Origin of the sequence: Vibrio algicola (assembly GCF_009601765.2) — a bacterium.
Taxonomy (GTDB): domain Bacteria; phylum Pseudomonadota; class Gammaproteobacteria; order Enterobacterales; family Vibrionaceae; genus Vibrio; species Vibrio algicola.
The window spans coordinates 156,534-179,881 of the sequence record NZ_CP045700.1; the positions used below are offsets into that span (position 1 = coordinate 156,534).

The following is a 23,348-nucleotide window of genomic DNA, read 5'->3' on the forward strand; positions in this document are numbered from 1 at the left end:
AACGTGCCCTGAGATTTCTGTTGAGCAACAAACACAATTAAAGCAAGAGTGGATCAACACTTACGCAATGCAATGGATGCAAGTTGCTCAACGCTTGAACCTTGCTAACGTTATCATTACCGCATGGTTTAACGCTGTCGGTTTCTTTTTGGACTTTAATTGCACAAAAAGGCATCAAACAAACTTTTTTTTGTATTTAGGTCTTTCATTTCCTTTAAGTTGTGGCATCATTACTGTGCTTTCCAAGAGAGCCAATCTCAAAGTAAGCGTGCGTCGTATAATGGCTATTACCTCAGCCTTCCAAGCTGATGATGCGGGTTCGATTCCCGCCGCACGCTCCAATCGTTTTTTCAACACCATTCCAATGTAAGCCCTTGAAAATCAACACTCTTTATTGAGTGATTTTTTGCGTCTGGTGTTTGGTGAACTCATTTTCTCAGGTGTTAAATAAGAGCTGGGGACCAGATGTAGACCACAACCATCAAAAAGAAGTGATGGTTGCGAGTAAAAAGTACGTTCTTTTACTTGATGAAAAAAATGAATTTATGTTTTACACCTTTAATAAAACATACGATCCATTTGCTCGCGTGGGTGAGGTTAGTCGAAGCTTTAATAACCTACACGGTGAGGTTAATCCTTTCTCACTGTTTATCGAAATAGAAAAATTCATTCGATATTTATTTTCGCGAGGCGTGACGTATTTCTATTTTTCATGTGAGGAGGAGCGTTTCGATATCTATCAATTTTTCATTTCACGCTTGGTGAAAAAAGCGGGGTATTACTCGACAAATCATAAGCAAGGCAATGAGTTCTATGTCTATAAGTGCTTATGATCTGATTGGCGCAATTGGGAAGACTTTATCGTAAGCTAAGTTATAAACAAAAGCATAGATCAAGTAAAATATCACCATGCCAAAATCTAAAATTAAGGCATCAATAAGGCTGATGTGTAACCACCAAGCCATGATAGGTAAGGTGATAAATAACAAGCCAAACTCAAAGAGAACAGCGTGTAGAATGCGTATTAACGTTGTTTTATGCAACTGTCCCGTGCGTTTTAGCATCGCTTTATCAAATAGGATGTTGTAAAAATAATTCCATACCGTGGCAATGACGGAAAATACTATCGCGAGTACCCCTATTTCTCCCATATCCATATTAAAAATCTTGCTGATCCCAAAGATTAAAATGATCAACCCGAGCACTTCAAAGCCAACGGTGTGTCTGATCCGGTCTAATTTACTGCGCATATTTTCCTCAGGTGATCCCTTTTTATTTTCAGCTCTTTTATAACTGATTTTTTAGACATATTGTTATTTTTCACATCATTATACTAGTCATTCGAGTTATGCACTTTGATATTGCACCCAAAAAAGGAATAATTGCGCCAGTTCACACTTTTTGATTGGTGTTACAATAATCCAGTAAATGCATTTTATTTACAATTACACACACTTTTAATGAGTGCTATTCTTCTTGTCATATTCACAATTATAGCGAGAAGAATCATGCACTCCTTGATCAATAAAAACCTCGTTTGCTTGGACTTAAAGTCTGATAACAAACAAGATCTGCTTAATGAAATGGCTGAGCTATTGGCGGCAAATCAATGCGTTTCAAACAAAGATGCCTATTTAAAAGACGTTTGGGCACGAGAAGAGCTTGGTTCGACCGGTTTTGAAGATGGGATCGCCATCCCTCATGCAAAAAGTGCTGCGGTGATCAAACCTGCATTCGCGGTGGGTATTCACCGTACTGGTATTGATTATGGCGCGGATGATGGTGAGCTATCCAACGTATTCTTTATGCTTGCTTCACCCGATGGTGGCGATAATCACCACATTGAAGTTCTAGCACAAATTTCTAGTAAAATTATTGAAGATGGTTTTCTTGATTCACTGCGCAGCGCCACTACGCGTGAACAAATTATCGAATTACTCGTGGGCAGCGACGTTGCCGAGCAAGCAACCCCTGCCGCAACATCAACGCCATCAAACGCTGCTAATTTCGCAGCTGAAGAAAAACCATCGGCATGGAAAGCGACCCTTTCTCGCATGAAGCAGCACTTATTGTTTGGTACTTCCCACATGATCCCATTTATTGTCGCGGGTGGGGTTTTACTCTCGCTGTCGGTGATGATCTCAGGTAAAGGTGCGGTACCGGAAACAGGGGTGTTAAAAGACATCGCCACTATGGGGATTGCAGGTTTAACCATATTTACCGCCGTTCTTGGTGGTTATATTGCGTACTCGATTGCTGATAAACCAGGTCTTGCGCCGGGTATGATTGGTTCTTGGATCGCGGTGCAACAATACAACACCGGCTTTTTAGGTGCGATTGTGGTTGGCTTCTTAGCGGGCTTTATTGTGCTGCAACTTAAACGGATTAAATTCCCAGATAGCATGGCATCGCTAGGTTCTATCTTTATCTATCCGCTAATTGGTACTTTCCTCACTTGTAGTATTGTGATGTGGGTGATTGGCGAACCTATTGCGGGCATGATGGCAGCAATGAACCATTGGTTAGCCAGTATGGCAGGCAGCGGTAAAGTGATGCTTGGCGCGATCTTAGGTGGTATGACAGCCTTTGATATGGGCGGTCCAATCAACAAAGTTGCGACGTTATTTGCTCAAACTCAAGTGGACTCTCAACCGTGGTTGATGGGTGGCGTTGGTATCGCAATTTGTGTTCCACCACTGGGTATGGCACTGGCTACTTTCCTTTCTCCAAAGCGTTATAAAAGAGACGAACGTGAAGCCGGTAAAGCCGCTGCGATCATGGGTATGATTGGTATTACAGAAGGTGCGATCCCATTTGCTGCTGCCGATCCAATTCGTGTTATTCCTGCCATTGTCGCTGGTGGTATGGTTGGTAACATTGTGGGCTTTATGATGAATGTTATTAACCACGCACCTTGGGGTGGCTGGATTGTTCTGCCCGTGGTGGATGGCAAAATTGGTTATATCGTCGGTACGATTGCGGGCGCGGTTACCACAGCCATCATTGTTAACTTGTTGAAAAAACCAGTGACAGAAGACGAAGATGATTATGAAGTAAATGCGGCGCCAGTAGAGTCGATTTCAGAAGAGGGCGTGGCGCAAGTTCTGGCGATCACCGCTTGTCCATCTGGCGTGGCACATACTTTCTTAGCCGCAAAAAGCTTAGAAAAAGCCGCAGCTAAAATGGGTGTTAAAATTAAAGTTGAAACTCAAGGCGCAAACGGGATTGTAAACCGCATTACCCCTAAAGATATTGCCAATGCTGAGTTTATTATCTTTGCCCACGATGTAGCGATAAAAGATCCACAACGTTTCACCGGCATGAATATTGTGGATACACACACCAAACATGCGATGAATGCACCGGAAGAGTTGATCCAATCGAAATTGAGCTCAAGCCCAACTAAGGTTGCGACGATTAAATAAAATTATAATGATGAAAAATCAGTGGTCAGTATATCTGGTCACTGATTTTTTTGTTTAAGAGATGTTATTATTTCAATCGTTTACTCTTTTAAAAAAATAGCGCTTGAAATTATCAATACCTGTGTTGTTATCGGCGATCGTACTTACTGCAAAGCCGATATTTATACATTATCCATAACATTATTGTTGGTAAGTCTTGACATGTTCTTGAATGGCTTTGACGATAGAATTCTTAATTTCTTTGATATTTTTAGCATGCGGGCACCACAGTGAGATAGGAAGTTTCATTCCTTCGAGCATTGTGTCTAGCTTGAGTGGCGAAATACCATCAATAGAAAATTGAGATTCTGACAGAGCCCTAGGTAGCAATGCCCAACCAATACCTTCTTTAATCATTTTGATCACTAATGCTAATTGGTCAACGTGCTCATTGTTGGCTGAAAGAGTGAACTTTTCACCTAGCCCCTCATCGACTAATGACTTTAGCATTAATTGTCGCTCTGTTTGCAAAGAGCTGTAAATAAGACTCTTATCCATTTTAGCTAATTCTCCTCCCGTTTTTACATAAGGGATAAATTCAACGTGCCCCAAGAAAGTTGAATCCATACTATGCATGGCAGTACTTTCGTAAATATTGACTAAGCCAAAATGAATGGATCCATCAACAATACCTTGCTTTATAGTGGTGCGATCCCGAACGATAAATTCGACTTTCAAGGTAGGGAAGTCTTGAATTAACTGTTGACGAATAAGGTAAAGCGCTTGATGAGGGATAAAACTAGGATAGGCAATAACAATGCGTTCTAAACCACCATAGGATAAGCTTAATGCAATTTTATCAAACACTCTTGCTTGTTCGATCGTTTGCTTTGCGTATCGATATAGTAGGTGACCATCTTCTGTTGGTTCAACCGAACGGCCAATGCGTTCAAAAAGAGAGATCGCTAATTGATCTTCTAGATTTGTGATGACTTGACCAATCGTAGTGCGGTGCTTATTCAGTTTAACGGCTGCTTTACTAAACGACAGTTGTTCATACACAGTAATAAATGCAAGAAGCTGTTCAAGACTAAAGTTCATATCATTCTCAATTTACTGACTTATAAAATCAGCATACCATTAATGCAGTGTTGATAACCATAATAAATAGTTGGTAATATTTTAAGTTGTTGATATTGTTTTCTTAAAGTTAATTTTTTGCAGTGGAAAATTAAACGTAGGTTCCACAAATTCATACTGAGCACTGACGGTTTCGAGTTCACAACTATTATTATCACGTGTTAGCTCAAGCACGCCATATAGGGCATTATTGGTGTGTTGTAATGCTGCGACAGGGGACATTTGGTTAACTAAACAAGCAGTAAACAATGCGGTAACTAAAGCACCAACACCTACGGGTGAACGTGTGAATTCTATCCATGGTCGTTGACTTATATATATAACTTTTGGTGTGGCTAACATCATCGTACATGTTTTCTCTGCAACGATAGGTAAGTGTTTTATTAAGATAATGTTAGGGCCCATAGTTAAGGCACGTTGACAAGCGTATATTGCGTCTTCAATGTTATTTATCTTAAGACCTGTAAGTTGCTCTAGTTCATATTGGTTCGATACAACAACATCAGAAATAGGCACAAGTTGTTGTATAATCTGCGTTTGTATTTGTTCGAAATGAACCGACGCTTCTACATGGTTTTCTATGGCGGGATCGCAAACATAGAGAGCGCTATGGTTTCTATTTTTCACTTGCGTTATAGCTTGATTCACCGCCGTACATTGCTCTGTATTACTAAGGTAACCAGAAATGACTGCTTGGCAGTTTGAAAGTTGATGAATGTTATCGAGCCCTTGAATAGCGGCGTTAATATCGTCAGCCGGATAAGATCTACCTGTCCAACCTTGTTGGTATTGAGTGTGGTTTGAGTATTGCCCTGTGTGGATCGGCCATATATCTATACCCATACGTTGAATAGGAAACACTGCTGAGCTGTTTCCGTCATGCCCATAAACAACATGGGGTTGAATTGAAATTATGCCTTTCATCATTGATATCTAAACCTGGATTAGTCATTATTTTTCTATCGTAAAGCGTGTCGTTTCATTTCCCCCAATCTCTTTCTATGGGGAGTATTCTATAAATTTGACAGTGATTTTCGATGAAATGTTGATATAAAAAAGGAAATAAAAATCTAACTCCCTTTTCGTAACGTTGATTATTTTTATTGATAAAGTTCGATACCCGATGCGTTAATGACATAGCCAGTTTGGATGGCTTGATCACCGTCAGACAGCGCAACCGAAGTTTTGACAGAGCTGGACTTGATATCACCAGTTACCCAGACCGGAGTGTACAAGCTTTGTAATTCATGACCCTCGGGGAATTTGACCAAAATAGTTTGGTTGATTGGTGGGGGTGGTGTGTGGATACAAGCTCCTGCGGTTGGAACTAAAAGGAACTGAGTGCCGATTAAGCCTTCCATTTCGATAGGAACTAAAAAACCGGCCATTTTCATATCTTTAATGTTCAACTCAGGGACAACATCTGATGTTTGTTGTGTACGTTGCTCAAGCATTTCTTGTACGTCTAAGCCAAATTTCTTCGCTAGGGTGACACGCTGAGTATATCCATCATTTTCCATTGGACTTAACTGGCGAGTTTTTTTAACGACTTCATACGCGTAAATCTCGGAAAGTAGAGCTTTATTGCTGGGTGAAAGGTTTTGATATTGACTCTGCAGTGGTCTTAGTGACGGCCAAGTAATCGTTTCAGATGCTTGTACATATAGACTAAAAAGAGTTGAAACAATAAGTGAGATGGCATATTTCATGTCGGGATTGTCCAATGATGGTAACTAATATCAATAATGGCTAAGAAAACCTTAACCATTTTTTTGATCTGAATTGACTTAATACAGCATGGTCGACTCTGTCTATAGGCTCTCTAAGTTATCCATAATTTGGTAAAAGAACCCGATTGAACGCCCGTACTCTTCAACTAATATGCGTTCATTCACTCCATGGAAACCTTCAAATTCTTTTACGTTTTCTAGTTGAATCGCGGTCATTGTGTAAACATCAGGCGCAAAATCGCGAGCTTGGAAGTGCTTAGAGTCTGAACCACCAATAACAAAGAACGGCGATACAATTAGATCATTCCCCCAAGTTTGGCGAATAGTTTTCTCTAGAATTTTGTAACCTTCACCACTTGGATCGGCCACATTGGTTGCCGGTGTTGATGCTGAAATATCACGAATGGTCATTCTGTCATCGTTGATTGCTTTCTTCACGTGTTCAATAATGACTTCTGGCGTATCACCAGGCATAGGTCTAAAGTTCACAACTGCGGTAGCTGCTGGTGGCAGTACGTTATCTTTAATGCCGGCATTAAACATTGTCACCGCTGTTGTGGTATGAAGCATCGCACGCGTCACCTGATTTTTAGACATTACATCAATAAATTCTTTTTCTAAATCCGTCACTGTGTCGCCGTCACCATAGGCGACTGCTTTATATAATGGTTGTTGCGCTTCTGGTAGCTCTGGACCCATGTATCTATATTGGTATCTCACGGCCTCGTGAATTTTGTAAGGGAATTGCGCCGCCTCTACTTTTTCAACAGCTTTCGCGAGGGCGACAATATTTGACTCTTCACCCGGTTGTGATGAATGGCCACCGATACCGTTGATGGCAATTTCTAAGCTGACAAACCCTTTTTGAGCAATACCAATTAATGCGGTATTTTCACGAATGCCTGGGAATATACCGGGTACAAGCGGTGCTGATTCATCCATAACAAAAGCGATTTTTTTATAGCGTTGCTCAATAATATCGGCGGCATGTTTTGCTCCTTCTGGTCCACCGACTTCTTCATCGTGACCGAATACAAATAAAATTGTACGCTCTGGCTGGAAGCCCTCTTTTAGTTTCATTTCTGTTGCTTCTAACAGTGCTTGTAGCTGGTTTTTATCATCAAGTGAGCCACGACCCCATATATAGCCATCTTTAATTACGCCAGAAAAGGGGGCTTCTTTCCACTGATCACGAGATTCTTCAGCGATAGGCACAACATCTTGGTGTGCCATAAAGACCGCTGGAGCTAAATCTGGGTTTTTACCTTCCCATGTATAGATCAAGCTAAACGGACGTGGGTCTCCTACTTCCTCACGCTTTAACGTTTTATGAACCAGAGGGTAAGACTTTGCAAGAAACTCATGGTAATCACGGAATGCTTGTTCATCAAAGTCACTACGATCTTGATTTGAAATAGTTTTAAATTGAACCGCTTGCGATAAGCGTTGAGCGGCACCTTCTAAATCAACTTGAATTTCTACTTTCTCAACACCTTGCATTTGCATTGAGCTAAAGTCTTGTTCATCAGCCCAAGCAGAAACGCATGCAGTCAGTGCTAACGCTGAAGCGATACTAGTAAAGAGTCTTGATTTTTTCGTCATAATAAGCAGCCTTAATTGGATAATAAGTGAGCAGTGTTTTACTTGATGTATGCAGTATTATTGAAAAACTCCGCTTAACCCAATCGCATTAGTAGGACCCAACCCTACATGAGATATAAAGAATAGGTGATATGTATCATTGCCTGTGTAGGGCCTTATTTTTGTACAATCATTACAATTAAGCCTTAATAAATGAAAACATGTCACGCTCGAAACTCACTCGTGGACTGTTTGATGGGTTTTATCCTACATAAGTGATTATTCGCCTTTCTAACCATAAGCTAATCTCAATGCTTTCATATTACTATTGAGGTTCATTATGAACGCCATTCCACATGAACTTACGTGGGGAGAGATTTATTTTCCTCCTTCGTTATTAGTCGTCGCTTTAGCTTATGGTTTTACTAATTTGGTGACTAAGGCCGTTGTTAAAACAGGGTTGTATCGTTGTGTTGCTTTTCCGGTCATTGCTGAAATTAGTCTAATGATCATTTTTATCGGAGCAATCAGTCGTTTTATCCCAATGTTTTGAGGTGGATTACAATGTTCAAACGTTACTTTATTACTCTATTGCTAGTGCTTGGTGCTGGCACCGTGATTGCCCATTTTTATAGCCTCTATACTCAGAACCCATGGACTCGAGATGGACACATCAATGCTTATATTGTCTCAATTACTCCTCGGGTGACTGGGCAAGTGACAGCGCTTCATGTGTCAGATAACAGCGAAGTTAAAAAAGGGGATATGTTATTTGAGATTGATGACAGCCTTTACAAAGTGGCTTATCACAAAGCGTTGGCCTCTTTGCATCAAGCGCAAGTTGCTCTTGATAAAGCGCTTAACCAAGAAAAACGCGCTAAGGCTCTTCAGAAACGCTTACCTGGTGCGGTGCCTGTTTTAACGCTGGATAATTTAGACAATAGCGTTCAATCCGCAATCGCAAATTTAAATATGACAAAAGCGGTGGTTGAAGAAGCGAAGCTCAACTTGAATTACACCAAGGTATTTGCATCAACTGATGGGTTTATTACTAACTTTAATCTTCGTGTTGGTTCTCAAGTCGTAGCGAATACTCCGGTTGTTGCACTGATTGATGCGAATAGCTTTTGGGTTGATGGTTATTTTAAGGAAACCGATCTAGAAGGTGTTAATCCAAATGACACAGCTTTTATTACTTTACTAACGAACTCGAATGAAGTGTTGGAAGGAAAGGTCAAAAGTATTGGTTATGGCATTGCAAAACAAGATGGTGTGACAGGAGAGGCGTTGCTTCCCAATGTTAACCCTAACTTCCAATGGATCCGTCTTGCCCAACGTATCCCAATCAAAGTAACCCTGACGACATTGCCAAGTAACGTTCAACTCCGTGTTGGTATGACGGCTTCTATTAAGATCATTAAAGAATAAAAGAGAAAGTAACCATGCTAAGCAGATCTACCAAAGAAGCCATTAAAGCCGCTTTATCCGTTGTTATTGCGTTGTGTCTTGCCATTTTTTTTCAATGGGAAAAACCCTATTGGGCTGGTATTGCTGTTGTAGTAACGGCGCTTAATGAGACCTTTGCTCATTCATTACAAAAGGGACAAAATAGAGTATTTGGATCGTTGATGGGGGTTTGCTACGCACTTTTTTTACTCGCTCTTTTCCCTCAAGATCGCTTTTTATTTCTAACGTTTTATGGACTCTTTCTCGGGTTAAGTCTGTTCATGTCTAGCGATGAAAAGCATGGTTATATTTTTGTGCAAGGCTACACCGTTTGTACGATTATCTGTTGTATGGGTGAGTTTGATAGTGCAAACACGTTTCACTATATGATATTGAGGACTCAAGAGACTCTTCTTGGTGTGGCTGTTTTTACTCTTGTTTATAAAGTGCTGTGGCCTGTGACGACGCAAACTGTATTTATGAATGAATACATAAAATTGCACGCAAAGCTTAAACTCGCCTTAAATCACGTCGGTGAAGGAACGTTATCGGCCAATGAAATACAAAACCTTGAGCAATCTGCGACACATTTACATCATATTTTACTGCTGCCAAATAACGGCAGCTATGATTTGCAATTTTATAAGAAGCAATGGTTAGAACACCTTCGTCAAATTCAAGTTACCATTCATGTGCTAGAGCTTTGTGATAAAAAAAACAATGAGTTTGCAAAGTATATCTCTGATATTAAAAACAATATGCTTGTGTTTGATCATTCAATGCCATTATTACCGTTGTTACCACGGGATTTACTTGAGTTAACCAAGGAGCATACGAAGGATGAATCGTTCATATATCACGGTAATTTAAAGCAGCGTATGCAAGATGATGTACTTAAAGTCGTACAGGGTTTATCGATGTTTATTACAGCGGTGGCCGTTTGGATTTATTTTCCCGTTCCTGGAGGCGTTGCCTTCCCTATGATTGCAGGGATTTTAGCCACCAATCTTCCACCTTTACCGCCTAGAGTGATAAGGGATGCATTTTGGGGCACTATATTACTTGGAAGTTTTTATCTAATCCAACTAGTGTTTATTATGCCTTCATTTACCGAAATATGGCAGCTCGCCAGTTTTTATTTAATTAATATTTTTGCAATATGGAAAGTATTTGATTCACCAAGAATGGGAATATTCCGTGTACTTGCGGCCAACTTATTGCTTGTTCTCACGTCAGGAGCATTAAATTTGACGCCGAGTTACAGTATTGATGGTTCATTGATGATGATAGTTTATTTACTAATATTGTTAATGATCGCTAGAGTATTTTCAGATTTATTCCATCCGAAAGCCAGCTTTGGATTACCTAATTAAACGTTATTAATACATCAGAAACATCTATCTAACTAGGTTGGTTATATTAGGTTTTTTAATATACCATGTATTTTTAACTTTATGATCCTGTTGTTTAATTAATGTGTTTTTAAGTGTCCATGGCTTTAACTATTCATAGCTTTAAGTCTCTATGGTTTTTAGTACTGGCTGTTATTTTATATTGGCATTGTTTTATCCTAAAAATATGAAGGATACAGTCCATCATATGCGATTAAACAACCTTGTGGTTTTCTCATAGAATAGCCTCTCTCAAGACAATATGTGGAACTAATAAAATGAAAAACTTCAAAAAAACAGTATTAACAATGTTAATCGGTAGCGCCTTAATCTCAACAGTGCGCGCTGATGATAACGTAAAAAGCACAAATTTGGATGCTTCTGACATGACTCGTGCTTATTCAACTTTCTATGTTGGTGCGAGTAATAACGGTGATGTTAAAGCATCAGGTTCGGTTTCGTACCACTACGAAAATGGGATGGAATCTATGGTCTCTCTGGAAGGGACGATGGATAAAGGAGGTAAATACAGTGACAGCCGTATGCAGTACTTTCATGTGTTTAGTATTCAGAATCCAATAGTACCTCGCGTGGCTGTTTCTCTTGATGTTATCGATAATGACATAGCGACCACTGCGGCGCTTGGCGCGATTTCCATCTTCCGTACACCTATTGAGTCGTTAACCTTTTTTGGTCGCGTTGGTGTTCTTACTGGTGAATATTCAGATGCATCTATCAATGATTTTAATGTTTCAGACAATAGTTTGGTTGGTGGTATGGGTACCGCGTATGCAGTATGGAAAACAGGACAAGATGGTACATTCTTAGCCCTTTATCCTGAGTTCACTTATCTAAGTGGTGATATTAAATCTTCAACTGTGAAAACAACGCTAATGGCAGCAACGCCGCTTAGTGCAGATAAAACACGCTGGGGACAGATTAAATTTGAAAATACCTACGGAAATATGAAGTCGGATAATAACACTGTTGATATTGACGAAACTCGTGTTTGGTTTAATTACAAAGTATACCTGTAATTAAAACGTTATGATTATTTATTTGATAAAATTGCCTATATTTAATTTAAACTGTTTTTATTGGTGATTATCAGGTTATGCTATCGCTGTTAGGCTAAAAACACTAGTCAGAAAGTTGTTATATTTTGTTTGTTTTATATTGAGTTTGATTAAGTCTCTTATGATTCGAATGTTTGGGGTTACCTTCTACAACATTATTTATAACTCATATAGAACACAGTTGAATATTACTTCTGGGCGATAAGCATACTTTAAATTAAACGGTGGAACAAGGTCGTTCACAATTACATAACGATCGTATTTTCATAGAGTTGAAAAGTCGGCTGGAATATTATTATATGGTTATATTTAATTTCACGATTAAATCATTTTTGTTAGGTTTAATTATTAGTACATTATATTCATTTCATAGTATGGCAGGCGAGACTAACACCTCAAACCTTGACATTCTTCCTTACACGCAAGGGACGGTTTCTGAACATGATGTATTTAAAAAATACGGCATTGATGAAAATTTACCCAAACTAGGTTTAAGCTCTCTATCTTCTGGTGAACATTTGGTTGAACATGTTTTCCGACAAGTAAAAGTGGGCGATGAAGTGCGAGAATCACGTGTGTTCGTAGTGAAAGACACCGATCAAAAAGGCAATATTGATTTACGCATTAAATACAACCCGAGTGAGCTTGATGAACCCGATGATACGATTGATGAAATAGAAAAAAACACTCGAACAGAATACCGTTTGAGAGATTACGTCCAAAGCTACGATCCAACGACAGTGAAAGTGACAGAGCAGCCAAATGGTCAAGTCGTGGTGAGCTTTAACTATTCTAAATATGGTCTTCCTCAAGATATTGCATATTTCCGTTTTATGCGCGTGGAAATCACCGTTAAAGATAACGTGCCATTGTCGATGACCATATCGAACACAACTCCATTTGACTTTGAAGATTATCAAGTCGAGGCATATCTCCAAACCATTACTTTTGGGCAATTGGATTCGGGTAAAATAATTCTGACTAAAAAGAATATTGTAGTCACAGGGAAGTCTAGAAACCAATCGTTGTATATGTTGACTACTACCGTTCCAGTTGCACTGTATATAGATGACACTGGAGTAGAAGTCATCAACGAATCGTTGTTAGCACAAGTTTCAGATCCTAGGATCAGAGAATCGAGAGTTAAGCTTGACCATATTTTCCCTCTGATGGGGGATATGGTTCGACGTCAAGGTATCGATTTGCCTCTTCCTTATGGGATATCCGTTGCTTACCGCAATCAAGATATGAATATTCCATTTAGTGACATTGTTGTCGATGGTCTTCGCCTAAATGACCTATTTGATCCAGATGATTCGATAGGTATCGTGAATGCTCAAAGCTTAAGTTTACGTGGTGATATTAACATTCTTCCTTTTTGGAATGTGTTTGGGTATATCGGAAAAATTAATATGGATGCGAAAGTTGATACCGACTATACCGGAATAGTTGGGCAGTCTATTAAGGAACTTATTGATAATAAATTGCCCGGCGCAGGGCTAGGAGATAAATTTTGTGATGGGCTCGCAGTGCTGTGTAATCGAGGACGTTTATCTGTTCCACTTCATCTCGAATATGATTTGCGGGGTGTCGGTACGACATTATCGCTTGGTTACAGAGAGTTCTTTACATCAGTGACAGGGTCGGTATCTCAAACTCGTTTGAAAGGGCTGACTGAATGGGGTGACCCGATAGTGACGATTCAACCTATGGTTGGTTATCAATTGGTTGACTACCGGGCGCAAGTTTTTGTAGGGGCCGAGTACCAAGGCCTCAAACCGCGCTTGTCTGGCCATGTTAAGTCAGGAGATATTGAATTGGATTATGACATTGGGGTTGAGGTAAATCAGTGGGCTTACATGGTGGGATTTAACAAGCAGATAGGAAAAAACTATAACCTGACTTTTATGTACAACAAAGGTGAAACACGTAACTCGATGACGTTAAATTTTGGCTACCGTTTCTAATTTTTATTTTGTACTCGCGCTTTGAGAGCGTCAGACAATCGTATTTTTGCGTCAGATTGGTTTAAAAGGTGCTTATATTCCTTCGCCAATCTTTCTCGAACGACTTCTTACCAAGACGCTGTTGATTCTGCATCTTGAAGTCACTTGGGTATTGAGGATGACATCCTACAAATGCGATTACGTAGGGAGACGATTCTCACTTATGCTAAGCCCAACAAAACACATCAAGCACTCCAGTGACGGAGTTTCGTCCAGGTATGGCGTGTTTGGTAATACAGCACTAGGCAGCGATGCCATTTATTGTGGAAACAAACATGAGATTTATGAAGCGAACTTTTATGGCTGCAACCATTGCGTTAATGATGACAGCCTGTGGCGGTGATGATACCTCAAATACCCCTTCGGTCATTCCTGATGAACCGGTCAACGTTCAGCCTCTACCGAGTGAAGTCGTGAATCTACCTATTGGTAATAGCAGCGTTGATGCGATGAAAGAATCGGTGGTCATTCGCTCTCTTAAAGGGGAATTGCAGCGTGTTTGGGTCGAGTCATTCAAAGGAATTCCTTATGCACAAGCGACACGCTTTGAACATAGTCACAACATCGAATTAGCTTCTGAAGTTAATGCAACTGAGTTTGGGGATGTGTGCCCACAATTGCGAGTTACGGCACAAGCGCAAAGTGAGGCGTGTCTGAACATAAATGTTTGGCGACCAGCAGAAACTAACATTGGCGATGAATTACCTGTTTATGTTTTTATACACGGTGGTGACTTTGAGTATGGTTCGGGCTCTGATCCTCTGGTGCATGGAGATACGGTCGTTGCTCAAGGGAAGGCGGACAAGGCTCCTTTTATGGTCGTTTCATTTAATTATCGCTTAGGGTTGTTGGGAACCCGTTGGGTAAAAGGGGCTCAAGAGCCAAATCGTTCGAACAGTGGAAACTATGCTATTGGCGACCAAAAAAACGCACTAAAATGGGTGAATGACAATATTACCCAATTTGGTGGAGATACCAACAATGTTACGGTTATGGGACAAGGCGCGGGTGCGATGTCTGTGGGTTTACTTCAATTGTCTGACACGGCTCAACAGACAAGCAAAGAATTATTTCAAAGGGCTATTATGCAAAGTGATATAGGAGGATTTAGTTATCCAACCTACGACCAAGCAGAAGCCACATTAAAAGCGGCGAAAAAATCGAGCAACGAGTTATATGGAACAGAAGACATTGCGAGCCTTGAGAGCTATCAAGCGATTTTAGAGATACAGCGTAAGTTGCTCAATCCAGTAGCAAAGCTTGAGAGTTGGTTGCTGGATAACGTATCTGGAGTCATCGACAATCATGGATCTTCCATGTCTACATCGATGCCTTTTGCACCCTATATAGAACACAAAGATAATTTACTTACAACGTATCCTGGATTTCATATTCGTTCACAACCAGGGTTGAATCGAGATGGCTTTTCAGTCCCTACAGTGATTGGGTCTAACCACGATGAATCTAACACTATGAGTATGTTGCCAAACCTTGCGTCATTGATCTTACCGGTGATTTGTGAGTTAAAAACGTGTTCTGATGATGCTCAATTTGAAGTGGTATCCATTCTTGAGTGGTTGAAAAATGAAGAAAACACAAAGCAATTAGACCAACGTTTGTTAGGGCTATCGCAAGAGGCAAGAGCAGATATAGATTTAAAAGATTTACTTGAACAACTTGACCCAAATGTTTATCAGATTATTACGCACCTTTTCTTTGGGTTAAGTAATGATACTGCTGAGCAAGTGTTAGCACTGACAGATTACGCTAAAAATGATGAGCATCACATAGGAGGTGCAGTTAAAAACATAGCTCAATATCGTCGTCTGATGAATGACATGCTTTTTGCTGGCCCTGCTCGCCAAAAAGCCATTGAAACGAACCCTATGAATAGTTCCACCTTTTATCAGTTTGACTATAAACCTAGTTTTAATGTTTGGGGTTACAACCCAGCTGAGGATAATCGTTTAGATATTCTTAGTGTGCTGAATATGGTCAGTTGTATCAGTGGAGCATGTAATGCTTCAGAGTTACCTTTTGTTTTTAATAAGCCATATACCGTAAACGGGTTGAAGATTACCCCTAGTAATAAAGACAAAGCCCTAATGGCGAATATGTCTCGGCTTTGGTTTAGTGATGCGCTGTTTGAGGATTTTCAATACCGTGCTGAGAGCGACTCAGTACTTGTCATTGAAGAGTCGGGAGATTTTTCGACTTTATATGAATGGGACAAGCGTACCCAAAAAGGGCTTGATCCAGAATTACGTGAAGGTCGGCTTACTGGGTTGAGCGATGCTGGAATCTTATTGGGTTATATGCATTAACCTCGACATATTGATATAGGAAGTGTCGTGAATGAATAACTTTGTTCACGGCATTATTATTTTAGTTTAAGGGGCTGTGGTGCCTATAAATAATGGCCAACCCTTAGTGTTTATAAGGCTTACGATAACCGTTGAAACCATAAAATTAGCCTGAATTATATGGTTTTCTAATATAAAAAATGAGAATACCAAACCAATACTTTTTCTATTATTCACTGCCTGTGTAAAAAACACAGGAAAATCACCGATTGTCTCTAACATTAATAACATAGGAATCTGCTTTATCATGACCATTTTTGACGCGATAGTATTAGGTATTATTGAAGGCATTACTGAGTTTTTACCTATTTCTTCCACAGGTCATATGATCGTTACGGGTGATTGGCTTGGTGTCGCCAATACCGCTAATAACAATGCGTTTGAAGTTATTATTCAAGTAGCCGCTATCCTTGCCGTTATTGCTAACTACAAAGAAAAATTTCATCCTAAATATTTTTCATTATGGGTTAAAGTCGCGGTCGCTTTCTTGCCGATTGGTATTATTGGCTTCTTGATGAGTGATATTGTTAAAGCGCTATTTAGCGTCACTATCGTGGCTATTATGTTTATTATTGGAGGGATAATCTTTATTTGGGTCGAGCGTTTTTATAAAGAAGAACAATGCCCAACCTCGAATGTTAATGATGTGACCATGAAGCAAGCCATGTGGATTGGTTTTGCGCAGATTTTTGCTTTAATTCCCGGCACTAGTCGTGCGGGTTCAACTATTATTGGCGGGATGCTGGTTGGCTTGAATCGTAAAACCTGTGCCGAATTCTCATTTTTGCTAGGCTTGCCAGCTATAGCGGCTGCATCAGGTTATGACTTATTAAAGCACTATCAAGATTTCACTCAGAGTGACTTTATCAACTTAGCGGTTGGTTTTGTCACTGCATTTATCGTAGCCTATTTTGTGATCAAATGGTTTATTCGTTTCTTATCTAAGTTCACTTTTGTCAGTTTTGGTATTTACCGCATTCTATTTGGCTTGTTATTGCTGGGCATGGCGTAGTATGTCATCTTTCATGGAGGTGATATCAACTTCTACATAGGCTTTCATTTTGGGCTGAAATATTTTTGCAAAAAATAAAAACCAAAAAAACAAAGCACCGCCCAAAAGAAAAACCCCGACACTTTCGTATCGGGGTTATAGTCTTACTCGCAGCAATCCAGCCACTATACATGCTCCATGCATCAAATCCGTGATAGTGTGCTTGTCCTAAGCTTATCCTTTGTCTCGCTTTCCTAGCGGTGTCCTGTGCCAATCCTTGCAAGCTACTCTTCCTGAATAGCGCTCATCACTTGTTCCTTGAGCGGTGTTCCTTTCCTCTGTCCTGAGGTGTCCTTCAATTCCATTTTAAGTCACATCCTGCAACTTAGTTGTATCCGTTCTATGTCCTGTGCATCCTGCCGACCGCCAACCTTAGCCATCGTGCTTAAATTTACGCTAGGTAATTAAAAGCGTTGTCCTTTTCCTTAAAGCGTCTTCCTGAATAAGCGTTTTCCATTCACGCTGAACTTTATCCTAAGTTCTGTGCTTGCTGCTTTTCCGTAAGCCGCGTCGTTATCCCTTCGACACAGTGAAGATTACGCTATTGTGGATTTTGGGCAAGGGAGCACAAGAGAATATCGATTGACTTTTTTATGCAGACAATAAAAAACCCATTAAATAACAGGTATTTAATGGGTTTCATTGCTGGTTTTCATGCAGTGAAAGCGTCTTATCTTACAATGGGTGTAAGCGATCTCGCACAAACGGAATCGACGTTAGCGATAAGCCGTTTTGGCGGGATCTTGAGGCGATCCGCTTTTTTGTTCTCTCGTTCGAAATTAATTAGCTCGAAAATTAGTTAGAGCGAAAGTTACTGCCGTTATTTTTTGGGTTACGTCTTGGCGCCGCAGGCTTTGCTGCACCTGAGTTCGCGCGAGATGCAGGGCGAGCGGCACTAGTTCGATCCGAATTTGCACGCTCGGCACTTGGGCTTGATGTGCGACTACTGCTCGCGCTATCGCCATTACGAGCAGATGCTGGTTTTGCCGCGCCAGTATGACGACGGTTTTTGCTCACCGGTTTATGACCACGGGCGTTATCACCTGAACGTTGGCCATCGTTATGCGCTTTTGGCTTTTTCGGTTTCTTGGGCTTGATTGGGCGCGTGTCTAATCTTGATTCCGGAAGGGTATTCACTACTTTAAAGCCTTCAAGATCCATACGCGGCAATACTTGTTTGATCAAACGCTCAATTGAGAACAGATCATGCACTTCATCAATGCACACTAAAGAAATCGCTTTACCGGTTGCACCCGCGCGGCCAGTACGGCCAATACGGTGGACGTAATCTTCTGATACATGCGGTAGGTCGAAGTTGACCACTTGAGGCAACTGCGCGATATCAATACCACGCGCGGCAATATCGGTCGCAACCAATACTCGAACTTCACCAGTTTTGAAGTTTTCTAATGCTTTGGTTCGTGCGCCTTGGCTCTTGTTGCCATGAATAGCAGCCGAGGTAATGCCTCTTTCATCTAAGAAACGGCTTAAACGGTTAGCACCATGTTTGGTTTTGCTAAACACTAATACTTGTTGCCAATCATTATCTTCGATCAGCTTTAATAGCATTGGCGATTTTTGTTTTTGATCGGCAGGGTAGATGCATTGTTCAACCGTGGTGGCCGTTTGGTTGGCTGGGTTGACTGAAATCTCAACCGGATTATTCACTAAACCTTTGGCTAAGTTACGAATATCATCCGAGAAGGTTGCAGAAAATAGCAGGTTTTGACGTTTTGCTGGCAAGAAGCTTAAGATCTTACGAATATCACGAATAAAGCCCATGTCTAACATGCGATCGGCTTCATCTAATACTAGTACTTCAAGTTGTGAGAAACGCACTGCATTTTGATTGTATAGATCAAGCAAGCGACCCGGAGTGGCAACCAGAACATCAACACCTTGGCGCAGTTTCATCATTTGTGGGTTAATTTTAACTCCACCAAAAACCACGGTTGAGGTTAAACGAGTATGTCGGCTGTATTGCTCAACATTCTTATGCACTTGCGCGGCAAGCTCACGAGTTGGGGTTAAAATCAATGTACGCACTTGATTTGGGCGAACACGATCACCGCCTAAAAGACGCTCTAAGATCGGTAGGGTAAAGCCGGCTGTTTTACCTGTTCCGGTTTGGGCTGCAGCCATGACATCATTGCCTTCGATAACCGCTGGAATGGCTTTCGCTTGAATAGGTGAAGGTGTGTTATAGCCCTGCTCTTCTACCGCTTTTAGTAGAGGTGCAGAAAGTCCCAAAGAGGAAAAACTCATATAGTGATCTCAGTTATTTAATAGATAGCCGGTGTGGCAAATAGGCGTGCATGGCAATTCGGAATAATGTGATCTCGATCTACCATTTTTTTGAATGCGCTATTCTGAGGCTTTTACTCGCTAGCAGCAACAATTATCGTCATTATTATTACTTTCTCGCCAGGTAATTGCTTAAAATGTAGACGAGGTGATTCAATATGCAAATATTCCACTTAATAATACCGAAATAAGGGGTAAATTTTTATGCTGAAAGTGTTTCACTTTGACTGAAATGTCGGTATTCTTGCCGCCACTGAATAAATCATGGATTGATAGTGAATAATTATGCGAAGGATTACGCAGGATTTACGCATTGCCACATGAGAGTAGAATGAATAATACCCCCAAAGAACTTGGTCAATCTCCGCAAGACTATAAGCACTATCCAGCCAAAACCTACATGATGTTTTTGATCCCATCATTGCTGGGTTTATTACTATTTATGGCGCCAATCGAATTCAATGGTTCTTACACCATTCCGGTGGCGGTATTGGCAAAATCATTACAAGCATTTTTAGCCGACAGCATTGTTGATATTGTGGCGTTTGTGATCGCCTTTATGTCGGTCGCCACGCTGGCTTGCAAATTGTTCAAACCAAAATTTGTGCAAAATAGCCCATTCTTACACAGTTTAATGAACCCAAGTCCAATTTGGCTTTTTGTGCGTTTGCTAGGTGGGGTGATCGCTGTGATGAGCCACAGTCAGATTGGCCCTGAATTCATTTGGGCGGATGATACCGGCGGTACGGTGTTAAAAGATTTACTTCCGACCCTATTTTGTGTGTTCATTTTTGCCGGAATGTTACTGCCTCTTTTGCTTAACTTTGGTTTGCTGGAACTTTTTGGCACTTTATTGAGTAAGGTGATGCGCCCAATTTTCAACTTGCCAGGACGCTCAGCTATCGACTGTATGGCATCGTGGTTGGGTGATGGTTCGGTTGGTATCTTATTAACCAGCAAGCAATATGAAGATAAATTTTATACCCAACGTGAAGCGGCAATTGTCGGCACCACCTTCTCCGCGGTATCAATCACATTTAGTTTGGTGGTGATTGCCCAAGTCGGTCTAGAGCAATTGTTCTTACCATTTTACGCCGCTGTGTGTTTAGCCGGTTTTGTGGCCGCGATTATTTTGCCGCGTATTCCACCTCTGCGCTGGAAAAAAGACATCTTTGTTGATGGCAGCATTCCAGACAGTAAAGCCGATGATTTACCCCAAGGACACACCAATTACACTTGGGGCATGACGCTCGCATTACGCAAAGCGCATAACGTACCTTCGTTTAAAAGCGTATTAGGTGAAGGCGTGCGTAATGCAGTCGATATGGTATTTGGCGTATTACCTGTGGTGATGGCGCTGGGTACAGTGGCTTTGATTATTGCGCAGCATACTCCAGTCTTTTCGATTTTAGGTCAGCCGTTTATTCCGTATTTGAAACTGTTAGGCGTACCCGAAGCGGTGCAAGCCTCACAAACCATTGTGGTCGGTTTTGCCGATATGTTTATCCCCGCCATTCTTGCTGCGCCAATCCACAGTGATATGACCCGCTTTATTATTGCGGCGATGTCGGTGACTCAGCTTATTTATATGTCGGAAGTAGGCGCATTATTATTAGGCAGTAAAATTCCAGTGGCATTGTGGGAACTGTTTGTGATCTTTATTCTGCGTACCTTGATAACATTACCTGTTATTGTAGGCGTCGCACATCTGGTGTTTTGATTGACGTTATCATCGCCGCAAGAACTTAATTTATAAAAGGTAGTTACCATGCAACATGAAGAATTTGAAACATTAGTTAAAACGCTATGTACGCTTAATGAAGTACCACAAGTACTAAAATTTTTACAAATGAACAGCGACGAAGACGTTTCAGAAGCCGCAAAATCATTGTCAGGTCAATTTGCACTGGCTGAAGTTGAGGGCGAAAACCGCATTTACCATGTGACGAACGAACTTGATGAACAGGGCGTTGAACAAGAATATGTCGAGCATATTATGAACGAAGGGGACGATGTGATCCGCTTTGTGGCATGGTTTTTTGAGATCATGTTTGAAGTGAAGATGAAAGAAACCTATCAGGCAGCTGGTAAGGCCTACGTACAACCTAAGCGTTCGTAGTTTTATTATACAAGACCGGCTCTTCGTACTTGAAGTTACAGCTTTGTTGGCTGCCTTTAGATGATTGAATACTTAACAAAACCAGTGATCGTGATCACTGGTTTTGTTTTTTGTGCTGTTCACGGTATTTAACCTAGCTTTGCTAATTTTTAACAGCGCATCATGTTGTTTTTTTGTTAGAAAAGAGTAATACCTTTTGCGGCTTTTACGATAAAGTAAAGGTAGAGGTGATTTTTTATTCACCTTAGGAACATATTTTTTTGAATCTAAGAAATATAAAAATGACAAAATGCCAGTCAATAGGATTTGACTAAATTCGGTTTGCTATATGAAGGGATGTCTAATGCAAATAAGAGAAGCAGAATTTACCGATTACACTCAAATAGCCCAACTCCACGCCAGCAATTGGCAGCAAGTCTATGCCGGAATTTTAGACGACGATTACCTACAAAACCAATTACTGGATGAACGCAAGGCGATTTGGCAAACCCGTTTAACCCATCCATCGCTCAACCAAGGTATTTTACTGATAGAACAAGATGATCAGTTGTGTGGCTTTGTGTGTTTATATGGCAACCATAGTTTTGAGCTCGGCACCATGATCGATAATCTGCATGTTGCTAAAGACTATCGCGGTAAAGGCATTGGCAAGCAGTTATTGGCAGAGGCGGCCACTTGGGCTAATAAGCATTTTTCTGATATTGGCTTGTATCTTGAAGTGATCGAAAAAAATTATGCCGCTAAAGGTTTTTATCATTCGATTGGCGGAACACATGCCGGCGATCCAATGTGGAATGCCCCCGATGGCAGTCAAGTTCTTTGCCAAACTTACACTTGGGCATCACCCAAACATTTGCAGCAGTTCGTTTAATACTTTTACAGTGCCACGACATCTTAGTCTTTTAGGTTCTGTGGCCTACTGGGTTTTCTTTATAGCGAGTTGACCTATTGAACATCATGCTCATATAGCGAACCGATTTTTAAGACTACCCACTTTAAATTAGTGTGATATTATATATAGACTATAATCTATATTGGTGCTTTGATAATGTGGACTGTACTCACAACAGATACTTTTGACGAATGGTTTGATTCTCAATCAGACGATACGCAAGAAAAGGTGCTATCGGGTTTGGTTGCATTGAGAAATGGTGGCCCAAGTATTGGTCGGCCGCTCGTCGATACAGTGAAAGCATCTCAACATAAAAATATGAAAGAAATTAGGATCCAGCACCGAGGCGATCCTATTCGAGCATTTTTTGCTTTTGATCCACTGCGCCAAGCGATAGTCCTTTGTGCGGGTAATAAAGTTGGCAACGAGAAGCGATTTATAAAGATATGATCCCTGTTGCAGATCGTGAATTTACAAACCACCTCTCTGAATTGGAGAATAAATAATGGCTAGAAATCTAAATGAAATGATGGCTTCTCGTTCTTTGGAAAGTCAAAGTCGAATTACTGAAATGGCAGAAGAAATGCTATTAGAGGTAAAGCTTCAATCTCTTCGTGAGGAACTTGAAGTAACACAATCTGAATTAGCGAAACACATGGGTATTAGCCAACCGTCAGTTGTTGCTATTGAACAAAGAGGAAGCGATGTAAAAATCTCCACTATGAAGCGATATGTCGAAGCAATGGGTGGGAAAATGAGTATTGACGTTGAGCTTCCGACTGGTCGGCATATTGGCTTTAATGTTTAAGCATGTAGCTTTACTGTATGGAGCGAGAAATATTATG

21 protein-coding genes and 1 tRNA gene are annotated in these 23,348 nt (G+C 40.7%); 15 read left to right on the forward strand and 7 right to left on the reverse strand.

Features of this window, described 5'->3' with window-relative positions; genetic code table 11:
- The first annotated feature begins 266 nt into the window (after positions 1–266).
- Positions 267–341, forward strand: a tRNA-Gly gene (locus tag GFB47_RS12185).
- Positions 342–422: 81 nt separating this feature from the next.
- Positions 423–833, forward strand: a complete 411-nt coding sequence (locus GFB47_RS12190) for a hypothetical protein (RefSeq protein WP_153448336.1) — start codon at positions 423–425, stop codon at positions 831–833.
- On the opposite strand, the gene GFB47_RS12195 is transcribed toward GFB47_RS12190, so the two are convergent.
- Positions 828–1,250 (reverse strand): PACE efflux transporter, encoded by a 423-nt coding sequence (locus tag GFB47_RS12195; protein ID WP_153448337.1) that lies wholly within the window; start codon positions 1,248–1,250, stop codon positions 828–830. The two genes, GFB47_RS12190 and GFB47_RS12195, sit on opposite strands and share 6 nt — an antisense overlap.
- 258 nt (positions 1,251–1,508) lie before the next feature.
- On the opposite strand from GFB47_RS12195, the gene GFB47_RS12200 reads away from it, so the two are divergent.
- Positions 1,509–3,425 carry a PTS fructose transporter subunit EIIC gene (locus GFB47_RS12200; protein WP_153448338.1) on the forward strand — a complete coding sequence of 639 codons (1,917 nt, stop codon included), beginning with the start codon at positions 1,509–1,511 and terminating at the stop codon, positions 3,423–3,425.
- Positions 3,426–3,605: 180 nt separating this feature from the next.
- Here the strand turns inward: GFB47_RS12200 and GFB47_RS12205 are convergent, their stop codons facing one another.
- The 4 genes from GFB47_RS12205 to GFB47_RS12220 all read right to left on the reverse strand — a co-directional run bounded on the left by GFB47_RS12205 (position 3,606) and on the right by GFB47_RS12220 (position 7,876).
- A complete protein-coding gene (locus GFB47_RS12205) occupies positions 3,606–4,505 on the reverse strand; it encodes a LysR family transcriptional regulator (protein WP_153448339.1) in 900 nt (299 codons plus the stop codon).
- Positions 4,506–4,586: 81 nt separating this feature from the next.
- Positions 4,587–5,468, reverse strand: coding sequence for a pyridoxal kinase (gene pdxY, locus GFB47_RS12210; protein WP_153448996.1), 882 nt, complete (start codon positions 5,466–5,468; stop codon positions 4,587–4,589).
- A gap of 176 nt (positions 5,469–5,644) precedes the next feature.
- On the reverse strand, positions 5,645–6,253 hold the full coding sequence (locus tag GFB47_RS12215; protein ID WP_153448340.1) for a DUF3299 domain-containing protein: 609 nt from the start codon (positions 6,251–6,253) through the stop codon (positions 5,645–5,647).
- A 102-nt stretch (positions 6,254–6,355) separates the two neighbouring features.
- Positions 6,356–7,876 (reverse strand): M20 family peptidase, encoded by a 1,521-nt coding sequence (locus GFB47_RS12220; protein WP_153448341.1) that lies wholly within the window; start codon positions 7,874–7,876, stop codon positions 6,356–6,358.
- A 319-nt stretch (positions 7,877–8,195) separates the two neighbouring features.
- On the opposite strand from GFB47_RS12220, the gene GFB47_RS12225 reads away from it, so the two are divergent.
- The 6 genes from GFB47_RS12225 to GFB47_RS12255 all read left to right on the forward strand — a co-directional run bounded on the left by GFB47_RS12225 (position 8,196) and on the right by GFB47_RS12255 (position 16,098).
- Entirely contained in the window at positions 8,196–8,408 is a 213-nt protein-coding gene (locus GFB47_RS12225; protein ID WP_153448342.1) for a DUF1656 domain-containing protein, read from the forward strand.
- Between the two features lie 11 nt (positions 8,409–8,419).
- Positions 8,420–9,283 (forward strand): HlyD family secretion protein, encoded by an 864-nt coding sequence (locus GFB47_RS12230; RefSeq protein WP_153448343.1) that lies wholly within the window; start codon positions 8,420–8,422, stop codon positions 9,281–9,283.
- Positions 9,284–9,297: 14 nt separating this feature from the next.
- Positions 9,298–10,674 (forward strand): FUSC family protein, encoded by a 1,377-nt coding sequence (locus GFB47_RS12235; protein ID WP_153448344.1) that lies wholly within the window; start codon positions 9,298–9,300, stop codon positions 10,672–10,674.
- Between the two features lie 296 nt (positions 10,675–10,970).
- Complete coding sequence (locus GFB47_RS12240; RefSeq protein ID WP_153448345.1) at positions 10,971–11,729, forward strand: hypothetical protein; 759 nt, start codon at positions 10,971–10,973, stop codon at positions 11,727–11,729.
- A gap of 413 nt (positions 11,730–12,142) precedes the next feature.
- A complete protein-coding gene (locus GFB47_RS16590; protein ID WP_407701708.1) occupies positions 12,143–13,735 on the forward strand; it encodes a hypothetical protein in 1,593 nt (530 codons plus the stop codon).
- Between the two features lie 338 nt (positions 13,736–14,073).
- Positions 14,074–16,098, forward strand: coding sequence for a carboxylesterase family protein (locus GFB47_RS12255; protein ID WP_225874344.1), 2,025 nt, complete (start codon positions 14,074–14,076; stop codon positions 16,096–16,098).
- Positions 16,099–16,164: 66 nt separating this feature from the next.
- On the opposite strand, the gene GFB47_RS12260 is transcribed toward GFB47_RS12255, so the two are convergent.
- The gene (locus tag GFB47_RS12260) at positions 16,165–16,368 is read right to left on the reverse strand and encodes a hypothetical protein (RefSeq protein ID WP_178306502.1); all 204 of its coding nucleotides are present in this window, start codon (positions 16,366–16,368) and stop codon (positions 16,165–16,167) included.
- A gap of 16 nt (positions 16,369–16,384) precedes the next feature.
- Between GFB47_RS12260 and GFB47_RS12265 the strand changes: the two genes are divergently transcribed.
- On the forward strand, positions 16,385–17,149 hold the full coding sequence (locus GFB47_RS12265; RefSeq protein ID WP_153448347.1) for an undecaprenyl-diphosphate phosphatase: 765 nt from the start codon (positions 16,385–16,387) through the stop codon (positions 17,147–17,149).
- An 834-nt stretch (positions 17,150–17,983) separates the two neighbouring features.
- Here GFB47_RS12265 and GFB47_RS12270 read toward each other — a convergent pair.
- Positions 17,984–19,453 carry a DEAD/DEAH box helicase gene (locus tag GFB47_RS12270; protein ID WP_153448348.1) on the reverse strand — a complete coding sequence of 490 codons (1,470 nt, stop codon included), beginning with the start codon at positions 19,451–19,453 and terminating at the stop codon, positions 17,984–17,986.
- Positions 19,454–19,895: 442 nt separating this feature from the next.
- Here GFB47_RS12270 and GFB47_RS12275 point away from each other — a divergent pair, with 442 nt between their 5' ends.
- The 5 genes from GFB47_RS12275 (at position 19,896) to GFB47_RS12295 (ending at position 23,311) form a co-directional block, all read left to right on the forward strand.
- Positions 19,896–21,212: a YjiH family protein gene (locus GFB47_RS12275; protein ID WP_153448998.1), complete on the forward strand. Its 1,317-nt coding sequence runs from the start codon at positions 19,896–19,898 to the stop codon at positions 21,210–21,212.
- A gap of 48 nt (positions 21,213–21,260) precedes the next feature.
- The gene (locus GFB47_RS12280) at positions 21,261–21,611 is read left to right on the forward strand and encodes a hypothetical protein (protein ID WP_153448349.1); all 351 of its coding nucleotides are present in this window, start codon (positions 21,261–21,263) and stop codon (positions 21,609–21,611) included.
- A 343-nt stretch (positions 21,612–21,954) separates the two neighbouring features.
- Positions 21,955–22,482 carry a GNAT family N-acetyltransferase gene (locus GFB47_RS12285; RefSeq protein WP_153448350.1) on the forward strand — a complete coding sequence of 176 codons (528 nt, stop codon included), beginning with the start codon at positions 21,955–21,957 and terminating at the stop codon, positions 22,480–22,482.
- 177 nt (positions 22,483–22,659) lie between these two features.
- Positions 22,660–22,953 (forward strand): type II toxin-antitoxin system RelE/ParE family toxin, encoded by a 294-nt coding sequence (locus tag GFB47_RS12290; protein ID WP_456119760.1) that lies wholly within the window; start codon positions 22,660–22,662, stop codon positions 22,951–22,953.
- 55 nt (positions 22,954–23,008) lie between these two features.
- The gene (locus GFB47_RS12295; RefSeq protein ID WP_153448351.1) at positions 23,009–23,311 is read left to right on the forward strand and encodes a helix-turn-helix domain-containing protein; all 303 of its coding nucleotides are present in this window, start codon (positions 23,009–23,011) and stop codon (positions 23,309–23,311) included.
- Positions 23,312–23,348: the final 37 nt, after the last annotated feature.